Source organism: Planctomycetota bacterium, assembly GCA_016125255.1.
Taxonomy (GTDB): domain Bacteria; phylum Planctomycetota; class Phycisphaerae; order Phycisphaerales; family Zrk34; genus RI-421.
This window is the reverse complement of record WGMD01000025.1, coordinates 1-25,712: the sequence shown is the minus strand read 5'-3', so window position 1 is coordinate 25,712 and position 25,712 is coordinate 1. Positions and strand designations below refer to the sequence as shown.

Here is a 25,712-nt window from a genome sequence, read left to right as displayed (position 1 = left end):
TGACCATGCCTAACTCGCGCATGCGAACACGGATGAAATTTTGAGATGTTTTTTTGAGTGCGCGCCCGAATCGACCTCCGCATGTGCGATCACGACATTGCGGGGCGCATCAGGGCGTCACATCAGGTCGCGTCGCACAGACCCGACTCATCGATGACTTCGATGTGCGTGTACTCATCGAGGATGAGTTCGGTAATCTCGCCGTCGGCCTTGCGGAGGACGAGGCGGTCGAGCCAGAGCTTGTCGTCCTTGGCATGGGCGAACCAGGAGCCGGTCTTGGCCTGGGCGAATTTGACGATGGTGCCGCGGACTTTGCTGGTCCACACCTCGTCGCGCTGGGGGATCTGCTGGGTGACTTCGACGACCATGCCGGGCTTGAACTGGTCGGTGGGATGGCTCATGGCGAATGCTCCTGAGCGGGTAGTTTAGCCCGGCCGAGCCGGTTCGTCACGCCCTTCGATCCGCACATCCCGCCGGCCCCGCATGTGGTAGCGAATGCCCGCCCATGTGATTCGCCGGCCCAATGCCGTGCTGAGCACGATCAGCCAGTGCAGCGCCATCCACAGGGGCGTCGAGAAGATATCAAGCCGCAGCGCCCCGGCGAGGCGGCGGGCGGTTTCGTCGCCGAAGAGGGCCCGCACGACGCGCCGCCGTTCAAACCCGCGGGCGATGTCGAAGGTCATGACCAGCGCGATGGCGACAAGGGCGTCGCCCATCCCGGCGAACAGACCGGCGATCGCGCTGACCCAGCCGGCGAGATAGAGCGAGAGAATCGCCAAGACGCCCAGCCAGGTCCACGGGGCGTAGATGCGCGTGATGCGGTACTGCCGGCGGGCGAATTCGATGAGCCGGGCCCATGTGAACTTGGCCGGCGAGGCGGCCATGCCGCGCGACATGAAATACACACGCCGACCGATCGACCGCACTGCCCGCGTGAGCTGATAGTCATCGCTCAGGGCGCCGTCAAAATGTTCGACGAGTTTGCACTCGGTCATGAGCGATCGCTTGATCGCCATGGCCCCGCCCCAGGCGTGATTGCGGTATGCCGGGCCGAGCATCGTGGCGGCGGAGGAGTTGAGCACGCTCGCGAGGCGACTGGCGAAGGCGTCATCGGCGGGAATGAACCATCGATAGCCCGTCGCGGCGCCCATGCGCTCCTTCTGAGCGGCGATAACCATCGACTCGAGCCAATCATCATCCGGCACCGCGTCGGCGTCGGCGAAGACGATCACCGCTTCGGTGTCATCGAGCGTCCGCAGCGCGGCAAGCTGATTGTGCACCTTCTGTCCGCCGCGCTGTGCGACGCCGGCGGTGATGAGATCGACGCCTTGCAGGCCCTCCGCCCGAGGCGCGCCGGCGATCAGGTCGGCGAGCGCGACATGGGCCGGTTCGTCGGCGGACTGCGTGACGAAGAGGAGGCGATAGTCGAAATAGCCCTGGTGCATGAGGCCCCGGACGTGCTCGGCGAAGTGGTCATCGACGCCCTTGACGGGCACGATGATCACGGCGGGCAGGTCGCGATGCCGCTTGCGATGCGGGGCGCGGCCCACCTGCTGCGCCAGCCGCCGCCGAAACCGCCCGACATTCCACCAGCACCAGACCGCCTGGCAAACCCACAGGGCCCACAGCGTGACGAGCCAGATTGGCGGGAGATCAAATCGCATGCGGAAAACCTGCGGCGGATGTGGTGCGATTGTGTTCGCTCAGGGCAAAAGCGACTGACCCGTCATGGCCGGCGGCTGGGGGAGGCCCATCAGTTTGAACGCCGTCGGGATGATGTCGGCGAGGCGGCCGCCTTTGGTCAGTTCGACTCTCGACCCGGCGAGCTTCGGGCTGACGAGGATGCATTCGACGTCATAGGTGGTGTGCGCGGTGTGTGGGGCGTTGGTTTGCGGGTCGAACATCTGCTCGGCGTTGCCGTGGTCGGCGGTGATGATCAGCGACCCGCCTTTGGCGAGGGTTTTGTCGGTGATGGCGCCGACGCACTGGTCGACGGTTTGGACGGCCTTGATGGCGGCGTCGAGTTTGCCGGTGTGGCCGACCATGTCGCCGTTGGCGAAGTTGACGATGATCAGGGCGTAATCGCGGTCGAGCGCTTCGAGCACCGCGTCGCGCACGCCGGCGGCACTCATCTCGGGCTGCAGGTCATACGTGGCGACCTTCGGGCTCTGCACGATGACGCGGTCCTCGCCGGCGAACGGCTCGTCGCGATAGTCGTTGAAGAAGAACGTCACATGCGGGAACTTTTCCGTCTCAGCGCAGCGGAACTGCTTTAGGTTGTGCTTGGCGATCCACTCGCCGCCGATGTCGCTCATCTTCGGCGGCTTCGGGAAGGCGACATGGACCCACTGCCCCAGCGCCTCTTCGTACGCCGTCATCGTCACGTAGAAGAGATCAAGCTTGGGCCCGCGATCGAAGCCCTTCTCGCCCGAGTCGGGCGAGGGTTTGACCTGGCCGTAGAACTCGGGCATGACGAACGCACGGGTGATCTCGCGCGGACGGTCGCCGCGGTAGTTGTAGAAGATGACGGAGTCGCCATCGCTGATGCGGGTCGCGGCGACGTCGGAACCAACGACGCGCGGCGTGATGAACTCGTCGCCCTGCTGGGAGTTGTTGGTCGGGTGATCGTAATAGTCCTGCATGGCGGCGGCGGGCGAATCGAAGGTCGGCAGCTTGTCGTTGCGGCCGGTCAGCATGTCGTAAGCGCGCTTGACGCGCTCCCAACGATTGTCGCGGTCCATGGCGTAATATCGCCCGCAGATGCTCACGATGCATCCGACGCCCTGCCGTTTGCACTCGGCGTCGATGCGCTCGATGAAGCCCTTGCCGGTGTACGGGCCGGTGTCGCGGCCGTCGGTGAAGGCGTGGATCACGACTTTTTCATGCCCGACTTTTTTGCAGAGGGCGAGGCAGCCGTAAAGATGATCCATCAGCGCATGCACGCCCGCATCGGAGGCGAGGCCCATCAGATGAACCGTTTTGCCCGCCTTCTTGGCACGTTCGACGGCTTCGCGGGCGGGCTTGTTGTCGAAGAACTCGCCGGTGCGGATCGCCTTGGTGATTCGGACGGATTCCTGATCGACGATGCGACCGGCGCCGATGTTCTGATGGCCCACTTCCGAGTTGCCCATGGTGCCTTCGGGCAGGCCGACGTCTTCGCCGGAGGTGTGGATGAGCGTCCAGGGATAACGTTCGCGCAACTGATCGCAGCGCGGCGTGTTAGCGAGTTTGACGGCGTTGAACTTGTCGTGCTCGGGATGCGGGTTCGTGCCCCATCCGTCACGGACGATGACGACGACGGGCGTGTGCAGTGACTGGCTCATGAAGCAGCTCCATCGACAATGAAAAATGCGCGTGATCGAAGCGGTGATTGTACGGGCGCGGCGCGACATGGACAACGCGACGCCGGCGCTGCGCATGCTACGTACGACGCGCGCCGACGTTCGCGCGGAAGGCGCGAAAGCGCTGATTGCGAGGGCGCGCGGCGCGTCGAAATCGTCGATTGGAGGAATTTTGTCTCAAGGGATGCGCCGCGCCCGGCCGATAAAATTTTTCAACAAACGATCACTATTCAGTTGACAGAAATTTCAACTGAGCGTTAGATAGACAAAAGCTCCAACCGGCCTTGCATACGGAGACCAAGCCATGGCTAAGAAATCCAAGAAGAAGGCAACCAAGAAGAAGGCTACGAAGAAGAAGGCTGCGAAGAAGAAGGCCACCAAGAAGAAGGCCAGCAAGAAGAAGAAGCGCTAACGTTCGTTCGCTCCGCACTCGGTGCGGAACTCCCACCGTTGAGCACCCGCCTGCTCCGAAACTAGGCGGACTCGGCAAAACCAAAACGAACAAGGCCACGGAGCAAGTTTTTAGAGAGTGCCGAACGTCGGCACTCTCTTTTTTTATGCGCGCATCAAAGCGCGCCGCCCGTGCAACGCGCTCGCGCCGGGCAGCGGCGTCGCCAAACGGGCGCGACGGTCCATGTCCGATCCCCGACCCCTGATCCCCGGTCCCGCTTTCAACGTCTTGCCTGCCCCCGCCGCATGGATATACTTTGGGTCACGGACGCATCCGGCGTCCGCCTCTACTCGTATGCCCCATGGGCAAGGATCCCAATCATGTCCCACTACATCGGCGAAACTTGCATCGGCACGAAGGACACCGCCTGCGTGGATGTGTGCCCGGTCGACTGCATTCATCCGACCAAGGATGAGCCCGACTTCGAAACACAGGAACAGCTTTTCATCGACCCCGACACCTGCATCGACTGCGGCCTGTGCGTCGACGAATGCCCGGTCAAGGCGATCTTCCCCGAAGAGGACCTGCCCGAAGAATGGAAGTCCTACATCCAGAAGAACGTCGACTATTACGCCAACAAGTAATCCCCGACTTCCCCCGCATCCAACGACAAGCCCGACGCATCGCGCGTCGGGCTTGTTTATTGATGTTCACATGTGACTGCGCGTCGCGCGGGCTTCACGCCGCCGAATCTTCCGCCGCCGGGGGCATCGCCGGCGCGTCCGGCCGCTCCGTCCAGTCCTCGGTGTTGGGCAGATTCAGCTCGCTCGCCGTCGTCTTGCGATACCCGAGCTTGCGGATCACTTCGAGCACTTCCGTCCACGTCGGAAACGACCGGTTGTTGACGCGCTTAAAGGCGTCGATGGCCATGACGAACAGAAACTGTTCGTTGGTCATTTCGCCTTCTTCAGCTTTCCGGGTGAAATCGGTCCGGCGTCGTCCGGGGCCGCGCCGATGCTCCAGTCCCGTGCGCGAGCCGGTCTGACGGTCGCGCCGATCCAGGCCGCTTCGACGATCCACCACGCTCTGACGCCGGGCCTCGTCGCGCTCCTCATCGGGCGCGCCCGCCTCTTCCATCAACGGATCGATCATGGCTTCGCTCCTCTTCTTGCGGTCCGCGACGCCTGATCCCGATCCGTCTCAACCCCCGCGGGCCGAGTTACTCGTCGTCGAGATCGACGTCCTCATCGTCATCGAAATCGTCGTCGAAGTCGTCGTCAAAGTCATCGTCGACGTCGTCGCCGAAGTCGTCATCATCATCATCGTCAAAATCGTCGTCGTCATCCATGTCGTCGTCGACAATTTTCGGCTCAATTTCGGACCAGGCCGTCCGGGGCCACGCATGACCCCGCCACGACACCGTCCAACGTCCCGATGCGTTTATTTCAAGCTCCACGCTGTTCACGTTCGTGACTCCATCTAGTTCGTGCCCATCGGCTCATTTCCCGGCGACGCCGCGACCGGATCGGGTGACCACCACCCATGATCCGATCCCGCCCACCCGCCGGGCCTTACCTCCGGGGACGTAACGCGGTACACTACCCCAACTTTGACGCTTGTCAAATCGTTTGACCAGCCGCCCGATCGAATTTTTTCACCGCCGCGCCGACCTCCGATTCCGCGGCCAACGTACAAGCCCCGTGCCCTCCAAACAACCCTCCCATTCCAACGCCCCGAACATCGCCCTCTGTTGCATCGCCGCATGGTTCGTCCCCGGACTCGGACACTATCTCTTCGGCGAAAAACAACGCGGACTCATCGTCGGCATCACCCTCCTGATCCTTTTCACCATCGGCCTCCTCATCGGCGGCATCGACGTCGTCGATCACCGCGAAGACCCCCTCTGGTTCGCCGGCCAGGTTCTCATCGGTCCGCCAAGCATCATTGTTGACGCCATCCACACACACTTCGATTCAAAATATCCCCCCTCCCCGCCCACACCCGACAGCCCGCTCCCCGACTACGAAGTCTCCGTCGGTCGCGTCAACGAACTGGGCACGCTCTACTGCACGCTCGCCGGCGTCCTGAACCTGCTGGCCATCCTCGATCTCTTCGGCCGCGCAACGACGCCCGCCCCAACCGCCAATGACGTTGTTCCCTCCAGCGATCCGCTCCAGGGGCGCATCGTCACGCGAGGCGACCACTCATGAACACCCTCGCCGCACTTACACTCGCCTACCGACCCTTCCTCGAGCCGCTGGATTTTCATAGCAGTTGGCTCTTCCTGCTCCCCCCGCTCGTCTTCGCCATCGCCCTCGTCTACAAAGCCCTGAAGATGCCCACACTCAAAGGCCTCGCCCTCGAAACCCTCCGCCTCACCGCCTACATCCTCACCCTCCTGTGCCTCGCCGCCGTCGCGCTGTGGGGCATCGTCGAATACGTGTGACTGGTTAACGGGTGGGAAGCATCTCGCGGCGGGCGGGCTCTTTGCCTTGACCAGTCAACGAATCAACCCGTCAACCCTTCCTCACCATTTGACCACGCTCACGCCCCCCATCGCTTCCAGATTCATCACCATGTACCGCAGCGCATCGACCGCGTGGTCGTATCCGTCCTTGACCGGGTCGCTCGAATGCGGGCGGTCCGCGTCGAAGTGGTAACAGCTCAGCGATTCGATGAGCCGCCGGCAGCGCGGGTGAATCGTCAGCGTCGGCTCGCCCGCCGCCGGGTCCAGTCGCCGGCGGATCGACGCCAGTCCGTCTTCGAGTCGCGTGCGGTTCGCACGCACCGTGTACCCCGCTGCGCGCAACAGGTCGATCGTGCTCCGCCCCGTCTGACTGCTCCGCTGCCGCCCCGCCGGGTCGACGCCGAGCCATGACACGACCGGCCAACCCCGCTCGCGCATCCGCTCGATGAACACATCCACGATCACCTCCGACGCCACCTGCTCATCCAACACCTCGATGCACATCCGCCCGTCCGCACGCTCGCGCACCTGGGCCCAGAGCATCACCGTCGGATGACGCAATCCAAAATCCATCCCGCCGATAAAGCGCAGTCCCGACTCCGCCTCCATCGCCCGCACGTGACGCGCCGGATCGAACTGGCTGAACACCGCGTCCGATCGGCTCGGCCGCCGGCTGAGCATCTCGCTCTCGAACTCCAGCTTCCCGCTCCGACGCTTCTGATCGATCACATCCTGCACGCTCACAAACCCGCGCCCCCGCTTGGCCCGCCCCCCGCACTCCTCCCACAGCGCGCAACCCACGCACGCCCGCTCCGCCTCGCATCGCGCCATCACATCCATCGCGCACCACTGAAACAACCGCCACCCCCCCGCCCCGAACGCTGAGGGAGGGCCATCCCGCAGCGTCCCCTCCGCTTTCTCCTCCCCTCGCGCCTTCCCCACCAGCTCGCTCACGAGCCCGAACGGCCGATGCATCGTGCTCATCACCTCCACCGACCCGCGCACGTGCACATCCCCGCACATCGCCGACCGCGTCACGAACTGCGCCGCCGCCCATACCTCCCGATCGAACAGCTCCACCTCGTCGCACCGCAATTTCTGAACCCGCTGCCCGCGCACCGAGGTCTGCGACTGCGCGAGCAGTTCGACTTCCGATCCGTTGATGAGCTTCACGCCGCGCCGCGTCATGCGCCCGTCGATCAAACCCCGAAGCCCCGGCCGATCAAGCATCCCGCGCAGATACCCGTACATCCGCTCCGACTGCTCCAAGCTTCCGCCCAGAATCCGCACCGACACGCCCGGCTTGAACACCAGGTCCAACAGCGTCGCCACCGCGCCGTAAAAAGTCTTCCCGCCCCCGCGATTGGCCCATACGACCGCATCCCCCCCACGCTCAAAGAACACGTGATCCAGATAGTCCATCGGCGACTCGTGCCCCTCGCACATCGCATGCATCGGCGTCTCCAGGCCCAGCACCCACTTGAGCCACCCGCGCAACGCCGCCCGCGACCCCGGCCGGAGCCGCCCCGGCTCCGCCTTCCATCGTTTGCCCGCATCAATCCTCATCCAGCCCCTCCTCCGTGCCGATCGCCGTCAGCGCGTGCTGCATCGCCGTGATCATCGCCGGCGGAAACGACGCCGCCCCGTCGCCGTCCCTGCGCCGGTACTGCATCGCCCGCTCGTGTTCCTTCATCAGATTCGCGCTCAATAGATCCTCGCAGGCCTTCCGCGCCGACTCCGCATTGCCCTCCTGCAACGCCAACTGGCACAGCCGGCTCACCGCCGCCAGACGCGACCCGTTGATGGCGATCTGCGCCTGCATGTTCAGCCAGCACAGAAGCCCCTCGACCATTTCGTGCGTCGCCGGGTCCATCGCCCATGTCGCCACGCGCTCCAGCCGCACGCCCAGCTTCTGTTCCAGCGCCGCGATGTCCACGTCCGCGTGAATCAGACTGCGCAGCAGAAGATCCTGCTCGGGCGGCGCCGGCGTGTCGTTGTGCATCACATCCTCCTTTGACTGTTCAAGCCCCATGCGATCGCACCAGCGTCATCAGCGCCGCCTCGCGCGTCGGGCCGATCGAATCCAGCGCCGCTTCGAGTTCCGCCCGCTCCGCGCCGCTTAGAAAAAAGTGCATGCTCGCCGGCAACTCCGCCAGCGGACGCGCCGGGGCCGGGCGCGGCAGGTGCTCCTTCAGCGCCAGATACTTGCGAATCTGATCCGTCGCCTCCGGCAACAGCTTCGCCATCTGCGCCGCCGTCCGCCCCGTCCGCTCGCGCAGTTCGCAAATCAACGCCGCCCGGCGGTGCGGATCATCCGCGCCCTGAAGCCGGTTGAGCGTGCTCATCAGCACCAGCGCCCCCGCATCATCGACCTCCCACACCACGCACGAAGCCGCCGCTCGACCCAGCCGCTCCAGCACCTTCCACCGGTGATGCCCGTCAAGCACCTGATAGATTTCACTCCCTCTCCCCCCGGGAGAGGGCCGGGGTGAGGGTGGCCCCGAAGTCGACGCACCTTCCGAATCATCCGCACCCTCCGCACAAAGCTCGCGCACAATCAGCGGCGGATAATGCCCCGTCCGCTCAATGTGTCCCGCCAGTTTCGCGAGCAACCCCTCGGGCATCACGTTGCTGTTACTCGGATGCGCCCGAAGTTGCGACAATGCGATGTCAACGATCTGCATGAAGCCCCCTTTGGTGGAAATGACCAATGACCAAGCACCAATGACCAGGGACGTCTCTGAAACACCTCTCCCTCCGGGAGAGGTCGGCCCGACGGGCCGGGTGAGGGTGCGCCCAATCACTGACCGCGCACGTTGCGGAACGCGCCTTCATTCGAAGCCACCCTCACCCCAACCCTCTCCCGGAGGGAGAGGGAGTTTTTCAGACCTCTCCATTAGGCATTCGGACATTCCCTTGGTCATTGGTTGGTCATTGGTCATTCTTCTTGAGGTAATACACCGGCTCGCACAACAGGCGATCGCGCGCCAGGGCGAGTTGTTCGTCGAGCGTGTCGCATGTGTTCGCCCAGCGGCGCAGTTCGCGATGAAGCAGCCCCGCGTGCGGTCCGTCGTCGCTGATGTGCTCCGCCATGCGCTGCGCACTGGCCAATTCCCACAACTCGATGCCCGCATAGCGCAGCGCGTCGATGAGCCGCTGATCCTTCGCCAGCGGCCAGCGCTGATAGGCCCGCATGCCCGCCAGCTCGAAAAACGGATGCACCCGTCCCATCGCCGCCAGCGCCTCGGTGCAGGGCGTCGTCGCCGTGGCCAGCGCCCACTTGACGAGCCGCACCGCCAGTCCGAGCCCGCGCCATTGCGGATGCACGATGACCCGGCTGATGCAGCGCACCTCGCGATTGAGCAGCCGCGCCCCCGCCCCGCGGTCCGACCACCCCGCGTACCGCCGCCGCGTCGCCGCATCCCGCAGCGCGCAGCTCAGCGCCGGCAACGACTCGATCAATACGCCCACGACATGCGCCCCCTCCAAAGCCCGGGGATCGCCATCCCTCAGCGTTCCCCGCCCTTCGCACGCCCCCGCAAACCGCATCGCCACGCCCGGCGCGACATCCTCCAGCACCAGCACGCGCTCGACGGACCAGGGCTGATGACGCAGATAATGAAACCCCGCCAATTGACGGTAGTCCGCCAGCGTCCCGGGCCGCGCCCGCAGCGACGCCGCCGGCGAGGGCGCGGGCAACGAATTGAAACGATCCGCAAGTGTCATCTTCCGCTCCGTCCCCGCCGCAATTTCTGAAACACATTTAGGCTAAATGCTAAATGACTTTTCTTCTCATCGTCGTCCGGATTGCCTTTGTTTTATGGTGTTTCCGTCCGCGTGAGCACTTGCATCGCCTCGCCCGGGTGCTGCACGACGAGCACGTCCGGCTCCAGCGCCTCCAGTAAGTCGTCATGTGTCGTGGCGGCGACGAAACACACGCCGCTGCGCACCGTCCACTTCCGCACGTTGCGCGCGATGATCTGCGCGGTGGTGCGATCGAGCGTCGCGCCGAACTCATCCGCGAGTACGACCGTCAGCGCCGCCGGCGACGCGCGTTCCGCTTCGCGCATCGACTGAGCGAGACGAAGGCGGTAGCGCTGGCCGTCGGACAGTTCGCGCGGGCGGCGCAACATGACGAACGCGTCGTTGAGGCCCGCCAGCGAGAGGTATCGCACCGCTTCCTCGAGCGTGTCGCCGAGTGATTCGACAAGCGGTTCGTCCGCGGCGTCGTCCGCCGCGGCGAAGTCGATGACGCGCCCATCGTCGCGGGACGCCAGCGCGGCGGCGAGGAGGCGCAGCAATGTCGTCTTGCCGCCGCCGGAGGCGCCGGTGATGAAGATGACCTGCGCGGGCGCGAGGCGCAGGGTCGCGCGCGGGACGATGCGGATTTCGCGCTGCGCGTCGACGCCGAGGCCGAACATGGCGGCGACCTCGCAGACGCGCCGCGTGGGCGTGACGGCGGTGGCCATCGACTTTTCGACGGTGATCTCGATCATCCCGTTCGCTCCTTCGTGTTCGATCAGACGGCCAGGGCCCTGACGCTCTGGATAAACGCATCGCCGCTGCGCGCGGTCGGCTTCGGGGAGGTCATACTCGCCGCACGCCGGGGCCGACGGCGAGGCGGGGCGACGTCGTGTTGGATCAGACTGCGGACCGCTTCGACGTGGCGGCGCACGTGATGCAGCGACAGGCCCAGGTGTCCGGCTGTGCGGCGCAGCGTCCACCGCCGCACCCACACCGCCAGCCCGACCTGCGCCATCGGCTTGGCCCATTTATGATGATGCCGCAGCACGTACATGACCTTCGGGTCGGTGAGTCGGCGGCAGAGCAGGGCGACGCGCCGCTGAATCGTCCGCGTACTCCGGCCCGCCACGACGGCCACCTCGCGGGGCTTGACCGCATGCCCAAGCACCTGATCGAGCAGCGCCCGGTCCGCCGCGTCCAGAAACTCGGCCCGGCGCAGCACATCCTCACACAAATCACGAACACCACGTGCGTTACGATGCTCAGCAATCATGGCTCTGGCTCCCGAAGAGGTTTACTTCCCGCTGAACGACTTGACAACAAGTATACCAAACATTATACTAACATCAAGTCCGGGTTCAAAGATTTTTGAACCCTGGCGAGAAAGCGAGGCGGGTCATGACGGAACTGGGTCAGGCGGTGCGCGAGCGGCGGCGGCAGGTGGGTTGGACGCTCGATCGGCTCGCCGCCGCGGCGGGGTGCTCCAAGGCGTACCTGTCGGGCATCGAAAATGCGCGTCACGCCAATCCGCCCAGCGCGCGGCTTGTCGAGGCGATCGAGTCGGCGTTGTCGATCACGCCCGGCGAGCTGCGCCGGCTCGCCGACTGGCAATCGACGCCGCTGACTGTGCGCGAGGACTATCAGCGCATGGCGGCGATGCTCGATCGTCGGATCGACGGGAGTTTGAATCTCGATGCGCTCTACCAGAGCGGGGCGCTTCAGCGCAGCGTTGAAGCGAGCGCGGGGAATGTCGAGCCGATGCGCGGCGTGTGCGTGCAGGTGCCTTTGATCAACAAGGTCGCGGCGGGATATCCGCGGGACTTTACGGACCTGGACTATCCGGCCCGGGTGGCGGACGAGTATGTGTCGTGCGGCCAGATCAATGACCCGGATGTGTTCGCGGCGCGCGTGGTGGGCGAATCGATGCAGCCGACGTACCGCGAAGGCGACATCATCGTCTTCTCGCCGGCGATCGAGCCGTACGAGGGAGCGGATTGTTTCGTGCGTCTTTTGCCGGATCATGACACGACGTTCAAGCGGGTGTATTTCGAATCGGAGGATCGCGTTCGGCTCCAGCCGCTCAACCCGGCGTTCGGGCCGCGCGTCGTGGCGCTGGATCAGATCGCGGGGCTTTACCCGGCCCTGTTCCGCATTCAGCGCCTCGGCAAGCCGTAGCGCGGGCCACACCCTTACCGCGGGCGAGCCGCTGATGCGCACCTTCGCGTCATCGGCGGCGCGCCCGATGCGCGCAAGTGGCGATGCGCGGCGTGGGTGAGGAATTGTCGGATTTTTTTGAGAGTCGCGCGGATGAAGCGCCACCGTGTGCGCGAGACGAAAAAAGAAAGAAAGCTCGGGGATCGCTATCCCTGAGCTTCGTGGAGTGGTGCGTATCAGGTGTTCGGATCAGCGGCGGCGGCGCGTGCGGTTTTTATGGGAGGGGCTTCGGACGACCATTCCGCAGCCGCCCATGAGCGCCAGGATCATCAGCGCCGACGACGGCAGCGGCACGGGCAAGGCCGTGAACTGCGCCAACATCGGAAGGATCCATTCACTCATGATCAGGCGGGTTTGGACGGATCGTGCGTCTCAGCGGTGGTGTCGATGACTCGGCGATGCGACGCGTGCCCGTTGCCGTTGGAGTGGCCATTCCCATTGGAATGCCCGTTACCGTTGGCGTGTCCATTGCCGTTGGCGTGGCCGTTGGAGCGGCCGTTGCCGTTGGCGTGACCGTTGCCGTTCGCCGAGGCGTACTGGTACTCGTAGAACGCGCGGTAGTTGCGGCGGAAGTAGCCGCCGGCACTGGAGCGGATGTCGTTGAGGACGATGCCCAGGCAGTCGGCGCGGAGGCCCTGAAGCTGCTGAAGCATGCGGGCGACGAGGCCGCGCTTGTCCTTCATCGCACGCGCCACGAGCACGACCGCATCGGCGCGATTCGCCAGCACGCGCGAGTCGCCGACGATCGACATGGCCGGGGTGTCGATGAGGATCAGGTCATAGCGGCCTTCCAGCTGCGTCAGCGCCCGACGGAACGTCTGGCTCTCGAGCTTCTCGAAGACGCCATCGTGCATGTGGCCGATCGGCATGACGTCCAGGCCGTCGGTGCTGGTGGCGTGAATGGTCTGATCCAGCTCGTGCTCCTCGGCGAGGAGGTCGGCCAGGCCGGGCGCCTTGGGGTCGATGTCGAACATCTTGCCGAGGGCCGGGCGGCGGAAGTTGGCGTCGATGAGCAGGACGCGGCGGTGGTTCATGGCGGCGGCGGCGGCGATGTTGGAGGCGATCACGGTGACGCCGGCCCCGGGCTGGGCGCCGACGATCATGAGCGTGCGGTATCCGCGGCGCTCCATGCGGTCAATCACTTCGCCGCGAAGCTGACGCAGGGCCTCGGCGATGAGTCCCTGCGGGGCATGCTCGACGATGCGTTCGATGCGGCCGTCGGAACTGGGGTCTTCCGAAGCGCGGGGGATGACGCCCAGGAGGTCCGCCGGGGGAAGCAGGCGGCAGCAGCCGGGGGTTTTAAGCCGCTGATCGAGCGTCTCGCGCAGGAACACGATGCCCGCGGTCAGGAACAGGAACATCATCGCCACGCCCGGCACCATCACGCCGTAGCGCGGGAAGCTGGGGCTCTTGGGGGTGTCGGCCAGCGACTGAAGCTGCACGCGCACCGCGTCGGGACGAGCGGTGGTCAATTCCATCTTCGTGAGCGTATCGGTCAGGTTCGCCAGGTCGGCGAGGCGCTGAGCGTGCTTATCCTTGAGCGAGTTGTACTCGGTGAGCTTCTGGTTGAGCTCGCGCATCTGCACGCGGGCCTCCTCAAGCTGCTTGTTGAGGTCGGCGAAGCTGGCTTCGAGGACCTGCACCTGCGTCTGGGCCTGCGAGAGGCGAAGCTGCTGAAGCTGGCGGAGCAGTTCATCGCGCTTCTGCTGCTTCTCCGCCTCGATGGCGGCAATGCGCTGGTCGATTTCCGTCACGGAACGGTGGGCCTCGCCGAAGCGTTCCATCGCCACGCGGCGCTGCTCCTTGAGGAGCAGAATGCGGTCGTCGCGCGTATGGATGAAGGGGTTGTCATCGATGGTGGCCAGTTCCTCGGGGGTGTACTGGAAGCTGTTGTCCTTCTGTGCGCGGACCAGCGAGTCGTACGCCGCCCGGGCCTGCAAGAGGGCCTGCTCCGTCTGCTGCGTCGACTGGAAAAGCTGCTCGTGCTTGAGGACGACTTCGTTGTGCCGATTCTCGGTCGCCGAGAGCTGGGCCTCGTCCATGATGAGGCGCATCTGCCGCTCCAGGTCGTTGATGTCCTGCTGGGCGCGGTTGCGGTAGGTGGTGAACAGTTCAGCGAGCTTGGAGGACTTCTGCTGGTTGGCGAGGTTGACTTTGTCGAGGTAGACCTGCGCGACGTTGTTGGAGAGGATCGCCGCATCGTTGGGGTCATGGGCCGTCACCGCCACCGACAGCACGCTCGTGCCGCGGACGATTTCGACGTCGAGGTTCTTCTTGAGGTCGCCCAGCGCCTTGTCGGCATCGAAGCGCGAGGAGCCGGAGCTGGCGTCCTTGACGGAGAAGTCGCGGTACCAGTTGGTGCGCGTCACGTCCGCGCGGCTCAGCACGCTGCGCAATACGTCATCGGAGGCGATGATGAACGCCTGCGTGCGCATTTCGGTCTGAAGCGAGTGATCCTCGGTGGGCGAGGGGGCGGTGGTCGAGTAGGGGTTGGTCATCTGACCGATCACCTTGAGCGTCACCTCCGCTTCGTACTCCGGGGCGGTGCGGACGAGGATGAAGGTCAGGACGCCGCCGATGAAGGCGCCGACGAGCGTGACCGCGATGAGCAGGATGCGGTACTGTCGCAGGACGCGCATCGGGTCGACGGGCGTGAAGCGCGGCGTACCGGTCGAGGGGCCGGTGCGCGCGGCGGAGTGAACGGGGTTGTGGGACGCATGCTGAGAGTTCATGGCTTGGGAGCTCCTTCGGCGGCGCCTTCATCCACCTTCTTCATGAGTTCAACCGACTGCTTGATACTATCGGCATCCTTGGCGTCTTCAGCCAAGCGACGGGCCGCGTTAATCTGCTGTCGAGCATCATCTTTCTGTCCCCGCTCCAGCAGAAGCTGGGCCAGGTGCAGATGCACCGGGGCGAGGGGGTTCAACTGGATACTGCGGCGAAGGGTGATCTCCGCCTGATCCAAGTTTCCGTTGCGATATTGTACCCAGCCGAGCGTGTCGAGGATACTGGCCTGCGCAAGTGCCTGTTTTGGCGCGAGTTTGACGGCCTTTTCGGCCATCGGCAGCGCGTCCGCCGGGCGATGCAACTGCTCGGCGAGGATGTAGGCGGAGTTATTGAGCACCTGGAAGTTATCGGGCTGCCGCTCGAGCACCTTCTGATAAATGCCCCAGGTCTTGTCGTACTGCTGGCCCTGAAAATACGCGGCTGCCAGAAGCTGCTGGGCGGAGGAAAGAATGTCGCTCTTGGGGTCGAGGCGACCGGTGAGGGCTTCGAGGCGCGTGATCGCCTGGCTCTGCTCGCCCTTCTGAAGCTGAAGCTGCGCGATGAGCAGATCGGTCATGCCCGTCGGGTCCGCATCCGCCCGTTTCTGAAGCAGGCCCACCATCTGGTCCTCGCTGAGCACGGCGCGCATTTGCGTGATCAGTTCGTTGATCTGCGTCGGGTCGTTGCTCGTCAATTCGAACGCCGCGGTGAACAGACCCACCGCCTTCTCCGCATCACCCAATGCCGCCACCGCCCGGGCCCGCAGAGCCGACAGCACCGCTGACCGATCCGTCAGACTCGACGCCTTGTTCAATACATCCAGCGCCGCCTGCGACTCCTTGGCTTCCAGGAGCGACAAGCTGTAGGCATACAGCGTCGACGGGTCCGGCCGCTGCTTGTACGCCTTGGCCAGTTCCGCCAGCGCATCGGCGGAGCGGCCCTGATCGCGCAGCGAACGCGCTCGAAGCTGGTACCACACCGTCGCATTGGGCAACATCTTCACCGATTCGTCGAGCAGTCGATCCAGATCGGGATAACGCTTGGCCTTGAGGTAAAGCTGCGCGAGCTGCACGCGGGCTTCGTCCATGTCCGGCGCCTGATCGATGAGGCGGCGAAGTTCGATCATCGCCGACTCATCATCGCCCCGGCGGGGATCGAGGTAGTACGTCACCAGCATCTGCCGCGCGGGAATGAACGCCGGGTCCAGCGCGATCGCCTTCTGCAGGTCCGCCTTGACCTGGTTCTGCGTCTGATCGTCATCGCTGTTGAAGTGATAACGGGCGCGATACAGGTACGCCTGGGCATTGCTGGGCCCAAGCTGAACCGCGCGGTCGAAAGCGCGGTTGGCGCGGTCCGCCTCGGCGGCGCCCATGTTCGAGTAGATCAGCCCTTCGAGCAGAGCCGTCTGCACATCCTGTCCGTGCTCGGTGATGAACTTCGTCAGGGCGTCGCGCGCCGCCTCGAACTGGCCGGAGCGGACCAGCGTTTCGATCAGGCGGCGGGCCACGCGCGGATCGTGCGTCGCTTCCAGCAGCGGCTTGTAAAGCTCAGCCGCCTGCATGTGCTCATTGCGCGCAAAGTACCAGTCGCCCAGTTCGCGCGTCGCCGGGCGAATCTTCGGGTCTTCGACGGCGATGCCGCGCCGGTACGCCGCCTCCGCCTGCGCGGTCTGCTTGGCGTCACGCAGATAGCGCGCCAGCGTCAGCCAGTCCTCCGCCCCCGCCTTCTCGCCCAGCGAGCCGATGTAGTTGACGAGCAGCTTCTGACCCGCCGCCGTGTCCCCCGTCGCCGCGTAAAAGTCCGCCATCGCCAGCACGTTCGCCAGAATCTCCGGGTGCTCCTTCATCAACGCGTCGAGCACTTCCTTCGCCTTGGCCGTGTTGCCCATCTGAAGATACAGCGTCGCCAGCGAGCGGCGGTTGGGCATGTCCTGAGGCACGGCCGCGAGCAGCTTCTGACGCTCCGCCATGACTTCCTTCGGATCGCCGTGCTCCGCCTTGTACGTCAGGTACTGCTCGAAGAGCTCCCGATCGCGCGGCGCGAACTCGACCGCCTTCGAAAGCGTCCCCAGCGCCAGTTGATAATTGTGACGCATGTCGTGCAGGTGGAACTGCGCCTTGAGCGCCGAGACGTTGTTGGGCTGAAGCTCCAGCGCCCGCGTCAACGCCGCATCCGCGCCGGTCAGATCGCCCGCCTCGATGCGCGCCTGGCCCAGCAGGCGCCAGCCCTCCGAATAGCGCGGCCGCAGACTCACGCCGCGGTTGAGCGTGGCGACGGCCTGCGTGTAACGCGCCCGCGCCATCTCCACTTCGCCCACCCAGAACATGCCCTGCGCCTCATCGAGATTCAGCTTCGACGCACGGTCGGCGATCGCCTCCGCCTTCGTCCAGTCCGCCTCCGACAGGGCCGCATCCAGCCGCGCCCGCAGCACGCTCGCGTCATTGGGCTTGAGACTCTCGGCCTGCTTGATCGCATCCTCCGCCTTCCCCGCTTCGCCCGTCCGCTTGTAGAACGCATAGAGCCACATCGCCCGCTGGAACGGATCGTCCTGCGCGGCGAGCAGCTCCTCGACCTGCCCCTGCAAGTCGCCTGTGCCGGCGAGGCGGTCGCGGATCAGATGAAGCACCTTGACGATCTTCTCGTCCTGCGGCGCTTTGAGGGCCGTGTCGATCCGCGCGATCGCCGCCTCCTTCTTGCCCTCCGCCAGATCCACCTGCAAAAGCTGCCTCAGCGCGATGAAGTCGGTCGGGTCCTTCTCAAGCAAGGGCTCGAGCAGCAGGCGCACTTCGTCGCCACGGCCCTCGGCCTGATACAGCTTGGCGAGCTGGAGCCGAACCGGACGATCATCCGCCTTGGGCATCGTTTCGAGAATCCCGATCGCGTCATGCAGTTTTTTGGCCGCCTCCGGCGAACCCGAAGCCGACAGATCCTGATACTGCGAAGCGAGGATCGCCGCCTTGAGCTGAAGCGCCGCGGGGTCCGTGGGCATCGCGTTGAGCAGCGCCTGCACGTACTCCATCGCCTTGTCGTCTTCGTGAAGCTGAAGCTCCAGAATCGCCAGTTCGCGATAGGCCGGCCAGTAGCGCTTGCCGATCGGCGACTCGATGGCCTGCGCCAGCCGGTCGCGCGCGGCGCCAAGCTGGCCGAGCTGCTGAAGCGCCTTGGCCTGAAGGATCGACGCTTCGGGATTGTCGCCCTTGCTCTTTTCGTTGGCGGCGTTGAGCTTCTGATCCGCCAGCGCGTAGTTGCCTTCCGCCAGCGCGATCTTGCCTTCCAGCAGATCGATCGACCCCGACGATTCGCTCGCCCGCGTCTTCATCTGTTCCAGAAGCTGCCGCGTCTTGTCCAACAGCGACGCCCGTACCTGCTCGTCCGTCGTCACCTCGCGCTGCGACAAGTAAAGGTCGCCCAGCTTCGAGATCGCCAGTAGCTGCACGTACCCTTCGTACTGCGCCTTGATGCTCGGCGTCATCGGCCGGTCGGCGATCGACGAAATCAGCAGCGGCACCGCTTCGTCGCGCCGGTTCTGATAAATCAGATTGTCCGCGAGCTTGTACTGGATCAACACGTCGTCGGGATGCTTTTCCAGAAGATGCCGCAGCAGCTTTTCCTCGCGCATCCGGCCGGAGGTCGTGCCGGTCGGCGTATCCGCATCGTTGTCATCCCCGCTCGCCGCCTTGCGGTCGATCGTGATGATGAACTGGCCGATCTCCAGCGTGTTGTCGATGTCGTCGATCTGCATCATCTGCTTCTCGAGCGACGCGAGCATCACCTCCGCCTGCGTGTTGTCGCGCGTGATAAGCAGGACGCGCATCAGGTTGAGCTGCGCATCGATGCTCTTGGGGTGCGCGTCCAGATACGCCTTGGCGATCTTCACGCCTTCGTCCGCCAGCTTCTTGCTCTCCGCCGCCCGACCGGCCCGCTGCTCGTAGAGCGACTCGAACAGATACCACTGCGCGACCGCGTAGCTGAGCTCCGCGTCGTCCGGGCTTTCCTTCAGGGCGGCGTCAAGGTCTTCCTTGGCGAGTTTGCGGTCGCCGGCCTCGACGTCCAGCCGCCGCATGCGCTGCACCTGCGCGATGCCGCGGTACTTGCGGGCCAGGAGCGATTCGGCGTTGCCCGTCTGGCTGAGCATCTCCACCGCCGCGCCGTAGAGCCGGTCCCACATGGCGATCTGGTTGAACGTCTTGGCGGCGTCGTAGTAGTAGGCCATGAGCTTCTGACGCGCTTCGGTCGCCTGAGCGCTGTCGGGGGCGACGGTGATGACCTTGCTCCACATCTGCGTCATCTGCATCAGTCGCTCGTTCAGATCATGCGTCGTCGTCACGGGCATCTTCGACGACGCCTCCGTGTACTTCATCATGATGACCGGGCTCGTGCGGTCCAGGCGGAACGCCCGGCCGTACCATTTCTGGGCCTCGTCGTACTGGCCCTGGCTCATCATCACGTCGCCCTTGGCGATGTACTCGGCGGGGTCCTTGAGGGTGGCGAAGTACCAGGCGGCGCCCAATACGCCCGTCACGACCACGAGGATCGCCAGAAGAATCATCACGAATTTTGTGTTTACGCGTCCAGCCATATCGGTATCCCGCGATGCTTATCGCTTGTTGGTTTTCTCGACCGGGTATCGACCCGCGCGGACCTCCGTCCAGTCCGGCAGGCAGCCCATGATTTCGGGCATCATCTGTGACAAAAACGCCGCACCGATCCGCTTCGCCTCCTCGTGGTCCTTCACGCCGAAGGGAAGCAACTCGATCTTGCACCAGTAGGCGTATCGCGACGAGAGGTCGAAGACGAGATTGCGCACATCGCGCGGCACGGCGATGAGCTTGCCGTTGGCGGCGAAGAAGTACATCACCGTCGCCGGCTCCTTGGCGTTGTGCGGCACGAAGTCGAAGAGCCGAATCGGAATCTCGCGCCCGGGCAGATGCACCGTGCGCCCCATCGAATCGGTGGCCATCAGCTCGTCGTTCGCCACCGAGTAGATCGCCGGGGAATCGAGCGTGAGCGTGTCCTGCGTGCTGTCCTTGGGCGTCGCCCCGCCGCCGACGTAGCATCGCTCCGGCACGTGCGGAATCGCATCGGGCGTGCCGGTGTAGTAGGCGATGTGCAGGCGAATCCGGGCGCCGGGCTCGTCGGGCTTGAGCTGCGTGTTGGTGTAGGTCCAACTGATGTACTGATCGGTGCCCAGTTCGTCGACGACTTCCTTGGAGAGCGTTTCCTCGGCGACCTTCTGATAAGGCCCGACGTGCTCGGGGATCAGGTACAGCCGGCGGCGCAGCGGGACCGGCTCCTTCATGAGGAAGATCTCAAAGGCGTGCACGACCGACTGCAACCCGACCAGGCCCACGAACAGCAGCACTGTCGCGGCGATCATCGATGGGCTAAAGACTTTCTTGAAGTCCATGGTCGTTCCGTCCGGTTCAGTGGTCGTTGGCGTCGTTGTGCGAAGCGGGGGCATCACCGGGGGGACGCTGAGCCGGGGCCGCGACGGGGCGGGCGGCTGCGTCGGTCAGGACGATCTTGTTCATGACCCATCCCAGCAATAGGAACATGCCCAGCGCCGGGACGAGCATCAGCATGCCGATGAAGATGTGCGAATCGCCAGCGGAGTATTCAGGATTGACTAAATACACCAGGCCGATGACGGTGACGCGGCCGACGTTGACGGCCACGGCGATGGGCACGGTCAAGGCGACCATCGTGAGCCGCGCCCACCAGGGCCGATCCCACAGATACGCCACCGCCACGCCCAGCGCGATGAAGGTCATGAGCATGCGAAGCCCGCTGCACGCCTCGGCGACGTTGAGCGAGCCGAGCGGCTCCATGCCCTTCCACAAGTCGATCGTCGTGCCGTTGACCGTCGCGTCGATCGAGAACAGTTGCAGGACGACGACCGCGGCCTTGGCGGCGATGACCTGAAGCTCCGACGCCAGCTTGCCCCAGTACTGCTGCGTCACTTTGACGGCGAACATGAGGTAGATGATCGGCAGCCAGACGACGCGGATCACCGCCGGGCCGGCCATGAGCAGCACGAGCCCGAAGATCTCCCCGATCATGCAGTAGCCCTTGAGCATGTCGTTGCGGATGGGGTAGATCGAAAGGAAGTAGCCGCCGAGGCAGATCAGGATGATGGGCAGGCCCCACCAGCACGTCCGCGTGGGCGTGTCGAGGAGGCGCTGCTTCTGCTGATAGACGAAGTAGAGACTGATGAAGGGGACGAGGAAGGCGTGGGACCAGTCGCCGTCGGTGAGTGCGAATTGCGTTAACCGCCAGAGAATGTCCCAGTGCAGCGGAATGAACAGCGCGGCGAGAATCGCGATCCGCACCCAGACATGCGAGGGGATCAGCGGGTCCAAGCGCTGCATCGGTTCGGGCGGGCGCTTGGTTTGAGTGCGTGTCACGCTGACGGTGCTCATCGTCTCCGTTCCAAGGTGCGTCGAGGGGCCCCCAAATGTACGACCTTGTTCGGCCATGGGTTCACCCTCTGCCGAACGCGACGGGCGTTCGGATTGAGCCCCGGACATCAGATTGCTCAGCACACCTTTCTTACCGTTATCTGCGTGCACGATCCGACGGAGCGACGCCCAGCACGTCCGACCCGAAGTTGCGGTCGAGCAGGAAGCCGAAGCCGTAGCTGAATCGGAAGGAGTTGCGGACCACCGCGGCGAAGCTGGCGACCGCGTTCGTGCCGATGTTGATCGTGTCGTTCTTCTTGAGGTAGATGTCCGGCTGGACGCCCTCGAAGATCGCGCGCAGGTTCAACCGCACCGTCGCCTCCTGGTTCTTGCCCAGTCGGCGGGTCAGGTCCACGCGCTCCGGAATCGCCGTCGGAGCCAGTCCGCCGGCGCTCATGATCAGCTGCTTGAGCGTCAGCGTCCGCTCGCCGGGCAGCGCGTACGTGCCCGGTCGGCTGATGTGCCCGCCGATGTACACGTTGCCCAGGTCCTGCGCGGGCAGGCGGACGATATCGCCGGCCCGGATGACGATGTTGTACTTGGCTTCACCGCGCACCAAAGCATCGGCGTCGATGTCGATGACGCGCTGCGTGACCATCTGGTCCGGCGGGGGCAGCGTGCTGTCGCCGGGCAGGTCGGTCGCCGGCTCGCCTTTGGCCGCCGCAGCCGCCGGGGCTGCGCCTTCGCCCGCCTTGCCTTCGACCCAGACCCACTTGCCGTTGAGATTCACGAATCGCCCTTCCGCACTCTGACCCGGCTCCAGCGCGCCGCCAAGCTGCGGGGCGGCCGGCTTCTCGCCTTCCTTGGGCTTCTCGCCCTCAGCGGGCTTCTTGTCGTCCTTGGGCTTTTCCGCGCCCTTGTCATCCAAACCCTTGCTCAGCGATTCGATGAGCTTGGCCGGATCGAGCGCCGGCTTGTCCGTCGCCGGAGCTTCGCCGGGCACCGCGCCGGTCGGCGTCTCGCCCGTCTTGTGCAGCGGGGGCTTGTGAGCGCCGGGCTCGATGTCCTGCGGGTTGTAGCCCTCTTCCACTTCGCGCAGCAGCGGCACCTGCCGAATCACATATACGTGATCCATCCCCGATGTCGGGGCCCGCGAGATCGCCAGAGCGTCGAGCAGCCGGAAATTGTTCTGCACGATCTGATACGTCCCCGTCGCCTGTCCGCCCACGACGCTGAACGTCTTTTGCCGACCTTCCTGCACGATCACCGACACGGTCGGGTTGCGCAGGATGGCCGGGTCGAGAATGTCGACGATGCGCTGTTCGAGCTGCTTGGTCGTCAGGCCGGCGCACTTGAGCTGCCCGATGACCGGCAGGCGCACGAAGCCCAGCTCATCAATGCGGCGGGTGACGATGGTTTCGACGTTGGGCGTGATGAGTTCGAAGATGGTGAACGTCAGCAGGTCGCCGGCGCCCAGTTCATATTCGCGGATTTCGGGAATGAGGTCTTCGCTGCGGATCTGCGAGAGGCCGGGGATGTCCTGCATCGGCTCATCGATCACGTCCAGCCGCTCGATGATCGGCAGCAGCACCGGCGTGTTCTCCCACCGGCCGACCTCCGACGGGTCCATGAACGAATCCATGTCGCAGCCGACCGGGGCCAGACACAACAGCGCCAGCACCGCCAACATCATCGACGATCCGACCGGACGCTGAAAATTCCGACGCTTGTGCGACGTGCTCACACGCCACTCCTTTCGCACACGGGTGCTAGTGATCATGCAGTGTCGTTCCCTGATCCGTATCGACCGTCATCGCCAACTTCCAATTCCACCCAATGACCGGTCGCTTTTGACTTTAACAGCACCCAAGCGGCCGATCAAACCTGCGCCCAGCGCGCAGACGGGTAAACCATATGCTCCTCCAGCCCCAAAAGCATCGGATACATTCGACCCCGCCGTTAATATATGATGCCCCAAACTTATCGGCCCTGCCCCGTTTTCCGCCGCTTGCGGCTTGGCACTCCCCCCTCCTATCATGGCCTGCATGGTCCGCATCAGTCTCTCCAACCAGATCCTCACACCCGCCCCCGCCCCCGCGGACTTCGTCCGCAAGGGTAAGCCCCGCTGGCTCCGCATGCAGCTCCCCCAGTCCGAGCACTACCACCAGCTTCGCCAGCTCATCCGTGACCACAAGCTCCATACCGTCTGCGAAGAGGCCCGCTGCCCCAACATGGGCGAATGCTGGTCCGCCGGCGTCGCCACCGTCATGATCCTCGGCGACACCTGCACCCGATCCTGCGGCTTCTGCAACATCAAAACAGGTCGGCCCCCCGTCCTCGACCTCGATGAACCCGTCCGCGTCGGCCAGTCCGTCGCCCTCATGAACCTCAACTTCGTCTGCATCACCTCCGTCAACCGCGATGAACTCCCCGATGGCGGAGCCTCCATCTGGGCCCATACCATCCGTGAAATCCGCCGCCAGGCCCCCAAAACCCAGATCGAAACCCTCATCCCCGACTTCTGCGGCGACTGGGACGCCCTCCAACGCGTCCTCGACGAAAAGCCCGACATCCTCAACCACAACCTCGAATCCGTCCCCCGCCTCTACCCCGCCGTCCGCCCGCAAGCAAAATACCCCCGCTCCATCGAACTCCTCCGCCGGGCCAAATCGCAGGGTTTCACCACCAAAACCGGTATCATGGTCGGCATCGGCGAATCCGATGACGAAGTCACCGCCCTCATGCACGACGTCCTCGAAGGCACCGCCGGCCCCAATGGCCCCTGCGACATCCTCACCATCGGCCAATACCTCCAGCCCTCCGCCAATCACCTCCCCGTCGCCCGTTTCGTCCACCCCGACCAGTTCGCCCGCTACAAAGAACTGGGCGAGTCCCTGGGCTTCCCCCACGTCGAATCCGGCCCCATGGTCCGCTCCTCCTACCACGCCGACAAACACGCCAAACTCAACCCCTGATCCCCCCGCCCCGGCCCGCCTCGCTTCAGCGAGGCGGAGCTTCCCGCACCCCCCGCGCACCCCGCGCACCCGCCCGTCAATCCGCTCCAACTCCCCCCATCCCCATAAACCCCGCCCCGGCACCCCCATTCCGTGCCCCTTGACGCCCCCATGCGCACCCCACCGGTCGCCCTCGACACCCCCATGCGCGTCAACACTCGACTTACATCACCCCCGCGCCGCCCCCGTGCGCTTCTCGACCTCCCCATGCACCCCTTTCCAGTGTGGAATTCGGAGTGCAGCGTGCGGAATCAAAACCCCAAACTCCACACTCCCAACTCCGCACACCAAACTCCACACTCCTTCCATTCCCCGGCCTGAGGGCAGGCCGGCTCTGACTCCCCTCGCCTGTTCAAACGTCCCGCCCACCCCGCCGGTTCACCTTCTCCTCCCCCGCGCCGCAAAGCACAACGCTCACCCAACCCCTCGGCAAGTCCGAGCCGGCGTGCCCCCACGCCGGTGCCTTTGCCGCATGTGGTATCATGCCCGCAGTTCAACCTTTTTCCGAGGTTTTTATGTCTTTCAAGCGCCCCGAAAAGTCCTCGCCCATCAAGGAACATCCCCTGCGCGTGCCCGGGCAGTCGCTTGTCACTCAGATCAATGACCACATCGACGACAAGGTTTTTACATGGTGGCTGTATGCTGCATTTCTCTGGGCAATGGTGCTCATGGAATGGATGCGATGGTTCTTCAACTCACCCATCAGCCCGTGGACCATCACGGCCATCGCGCTCATCGCCACGCCGTTTTGTCTTTGGCGCGCTTGGCGCGGACTGCAAGTTGTCCGGCAAATCCGTCTCGGACTCGATGGTGAGCGCTCTGTCGCGCAAGCACTTCATGAGGGTTGCCCCAAGGGCTACTTCGTCATCCACGACATCGAAGAAAAGAACCCCGACGGGTCGCGGTTCAACATCGACCATGTCCTCATCGGCCCCGGCGGCATCTTCGTCATTGAAACCAAGACGCGCACCAAACCGACGCCCGACGCCAAACTCCACGTCGACGCCCGCGGCATCCGACTCGCAGACGGTCCGCCCGATGAACACCCCATCCGCCAGGTCCTCGCCAACGTCTCCCACCTCCGCAAAATCCTCGAACGCACGACCCACAGCACCAACATCCCCATTCAACCCGTCGTGATGTACCCCGGTTGGTACGTCAAGGGCAAACGCAACGACGTCTGGGTCCAGAACACGGACACGTTCCTCAAATACATCAACAACCGCTGGTCCCGCCTCGGTCATGTCCTAAACTTGCTGTAAATTGAGAAGGGGTGGACCCTATCGGTTGGACCAACAACCCACAAGGAGCCACCCCATGAGTCAGAGAGTACCACCGAGCGTGCGAACGGGCCAGAAGATTCGGGATTTGATCGCC

Annotated in this window: 22 protein-coding genes and 1 pseudogene; 8 read left to right on the top strand and 15 right to left on the bottom strand. The window is 64.4% G+C overall.

All coding sequences use genetic code 11. From position 1 onward, the window contains the following. Nucleotides 1-122: 122 nt before the first annotated feature. From GC162_16830 to GC162_16820, 3 genes are read right to left on the bottom strand one after another with little or no spacing between them, the layout of a single operon-like run. On the bottom strand, nucleotides 123-401 hold the full coding sequence (locus GC162_16830) for a hypothetical protein (GenBank protein ID MBI1370301.1): 279 nt from the start codon (nucleotides 399-401) through the stop codon (nucleotides 123-125). A gap of 24 nt (nucleotides 402-425) precedes the next feature. Continuing rightward, nucleotides 426-1,664, bottom strand: a complete 1,239-nt coding sequence (locus tag GC162_16825; protein MBI1370300.1) for a glycosyltransferase — start codon at nucleotides 1,662-1,664, stop codon at nucleotides 426-428. Between the two features lie 39 nt (nucleotides 1,665-1,703). Continuing rightward, nucleotides 1,704-3,323: a 2,3-bisphosphoglycerate-independent phosphoglycerate mutase gene (locus tag GC162_16820; GenBank protein MBI1370299.1), complete on the bottom strand. Its 1,620-nt coding sequence runs from the start codon at nucleotides 3,321-3,323 to the stop codon at nucleotides 1,704-1,706. A 25-nt stretch (nucleotides 3,324-3,348) separates the two neighbouring features. Here GC162_16820 and GC162_16815 point away from each other — a divergent pair, with 25 nt between their 5' ends. Both GC162_16815 and GC162_16810 read left to right on the top strand, forming a co-directional pair. Then, the gene (locus GC162_16815) at nucleotides 3,349-3,579 is read left to right on the top strand and encodes a hypothetical protein (protein ID MBI1370298.1); all 231 of its coding nucleotides are present in this window, start codon (nucleotides 3,349-3,351) and stop codon (nucleotides 3,577-3,579) included. A 533-nt stretch (nucleotides 3,580-4,112) separates the two neighbouring features. Then, nucleotides 4,113-4,376 carry a 4Fe-4S dicluster domain-containing protein gene (locus GC162_16810; GenBank protein MBI1370297.1) on the top strand — a complete coding sequence of 88 codons (264 nt, stop codon included), beginning with the start codon at nucleotides 4,113-4,115 and terminating at the stop codon, nucleotides 4,374-4,376. Between the two features lie 94 nt (nucleotides 4,377-4,470). Here GC162_16810 and GC162_16805 read toward each other — a convergent pair whose 3' ends face one another. Both GC162_16805 and GC162_16800 read right to left on the bottom strand, forming a co-directional pair. Further along, nucleotides 4,471-4,884, bottom strand: a complete 414-nt coding sequence (locus GC162_16805) for a hypothetical protein (protein MBI1370296.1) — start codon at nucleotides 4,882-4,884, stop codon at nucleotides 4,471-4,473. 67 nt (nucleotides 4,885-4,951) lie between these two features. After that, nucleotides 4,952-5,089, bottom strand: a pseudogene (locus GC162_16800) (DNA primase). Between the two features lie 343 nt (nucleotides 5,090-5,432). On the opposite strand from GC162_16800, the gene GC162_16795 reads away from it, so the two are divergent. Beyond that, on the top strand, nucleotides 5,433-5,942 hold the full coding sequence (locus GC162_16795; GenBank protein ID MBI1370295.1) for a hypothetical protein: 510 nt from the start codon (nucleotides 5,433-5,435) through the stop codon (nucleotides 5,940-5,942). Then, complete coding sequence (locus GC162_16790) at nucleotides 5,939-6,178, top strand: hypothetical protein (GenBank protein ID MBI1370294.1); 240 nt, start codon at nucleotides 5,939-5,941, stop codon at nucleotides 6,176-6,178. The genes GC162_16795 and GC162_16790 overlap by 4 nt, the downstream gene beginning before the upstream one ends. 81 nt (nucleotides 6,179-6,259) lie before the next feature. Here GC162_16790 and GC162_16785 read toward each other — a convergent pair whose 3' ends face one another. The 5 genes from GC162_16785 to GC162_16765 form a co-directional block, all read right to left on the bottom strand. Next, nucleotides 6,260-7,765, bottom strand: a complete 1,506-nt coding sequence (locus GC162_16785) for a hypothetical protein (protein ID MBI1370293.1) — start codon at nucleotides 7,763-7,765, stop codon at nucleotides 6,260-6,262. After that, nucleotides 7,755-8,201, bottom strand: a complete 447-nt coding sequence (locus GC162_16780) for a hypothetical protein (protein MBI1370292.1) — start codon at nucleotides 8,199-8,201, stop codon at nucleotides 7,755-7,757. The genes GC162_16785 and GC162_16780 overlap by 11 nt, the downstream gene beginning before the upstream one ends. Before the next feature lie 19 nt (nucleotides 8,202-8,220). Beyond that, nucleotides 8,221-8,883, bottom strand: a complete 663-nt coding sequence (locus tag GC162_16775) for a hypothetical protein (protein ID MBI1370291.1) — start codon at nucleotides 8,881-8,883, stop codon at nucleotides 8,221-8,223. 247 nt (nucleotides 8,884-9,130) lie between these two features. Beyond that, entirely contained in the window at nucleotides 9,131-9,925 is a 795-nt protein-coding gene (locus GC162_16770) for a hypothetical protein (protein ID MBI1370290.1), read from the bottom strand. 92 nt (nucleotides 9,926-10,017) lie between these two features. Then, a complete protein-coding gene (locus GC162_16765) occupies nucleotides 10,018-10,971 on the bottom strand; it encodes an AAA family ATPase (protein ID MBI1370289.1) in 954 nt (317 codons plus the stop codon). Nucleotides 10,972-10,973: 2 nt separating this feature from the next. Between GC162_16765 and GC162_16760 the strand changes: the two genes are divergently transcribed. Both GC162_16760 and GC162_16755 read left to right on the top strand, forming a co-directional pair. Next, nucleotides 10,974-11,315, top strand: coding sequence for a hypothetical protein (locus tag GC162_16760; protein ID MBI1370288.1), 342 nt, complete (start codon nucleotides 10,974-10,976; stop codon nucleotides 11,313-11,315). Between the two features lie 26 nt (nucleotides 11,316-11,341). Beyond that, nucleotides 11,342-12,118, top strand: a complete 777-nt coding sequence (locus GC162_16755; protein ID MBI1370287.1) for a helix-turn-helix domain-containing protein — start codon at nucleotides 11,342-11,344, stop codon at nucleotides 12,116-12,118. Nucleotides 12,119-12,501: 383 nt separating this feature from the next. On the opposite strand, the gene GC162_16750 is transcribed toward GC162_16755, so the two are convergent. Genes GC162_16750 through GC162_16730 form a run of 5 tightly spaced genes read right to left on the bottom strand, consistent with a single transcriptional unit; the run spans nucleotide 12,502 to nucleotide 23,101 of the window. Beyond that, entirely contained in the window at nucleotides 12,502-14,889 is a 2,388-nt protein-coding gene (locus tag GC162_16750) for a polysaccharide biosynthesis tyrosine autokinase (GenBank protein ID MBI1370286.1), read from the bottom strand. Further along, nucleotides 14,886-19,502 carry a tetratricopeptide repeat protein gene (locus tag GC162_16745; GenBank protein MBI1370285.1) on the bottom strand — a complete coding sequence of 1,539 codons (4,617 nt, stop codon included), beginning with the start codon at nucleotides 19,500-19,502 and terminating at the stop codon, nucleotides 14,886-14,888. Before GC162_16745 ends, GC162_16750 begins: the two co-directional genes overlap by 4 nt. Before the next feature lie 18 nt (nucleotides 19,503-19,520). Beyond that, a complete protein-coding gene (locus tag GC162_16740) occupies nucleotides 19,521-20,384 on the bottom strand; it encodes an exosortase-associated EpsI family protein (protein ID MBI1370284.1) in 864 nt (287 codons plus the stop codon). Further along, nucleotides 20,347-21,450 (bottom strand): exosortase, encoded by a 1,104-nt coding sequence (xrt, locus tag GC162_16735; GenBank protein MBI1370283.1) that lies wholly within the window; start codon nucleotides 21,448-21,450, stop codon nucleotides 20,347-20,349. Before xrt ends, GC162_16740 begins: the two co-directional genes overlap by 38 nt. 28 nt (nucleotides 21,451-21,478) lie before the next feature. Continuing rightward, on the bottom strand, nucleotides 21,479-23,101 hold the full coding sequence (locus tag GC162_16730) for a hypothetical protein (GenBank protein ID MBI1370282.1): 1,623 nt from the start codon (nucleotides 23,099-23,101) through the stop codon (nucleotides 21,479-21,481). A gap of 256 nt (nucleotides 23,102-23,357) precedes the next feature. On the opposite strand from GC162_16730, the gene lipA reads away from it, so the two are divergent. Beyond that, complete coding sequence (lipA, locus tag GC162_16725) at nucleotides 23,358-24,296, top strand: lipoyl synthase (GenBank protein ID MBI1370281.1); 939 nt, start codon at nucleotides 23,358-23,360, stop codon at nucleotides 24,294-24,296. Nucleotides 24,297-24,817: 521 nt separating this feature from the next. Then, entirely contained in the window at nucleotides 24,818-25,597 is a 780-nt protein-coding gene (locus GC162_16720) for a hypothetical protein (GenBank protein MBI1370280.1), read from the top strand. Nucleotides 25,598-25,712 lie beyond the last annotated feature (115 nt).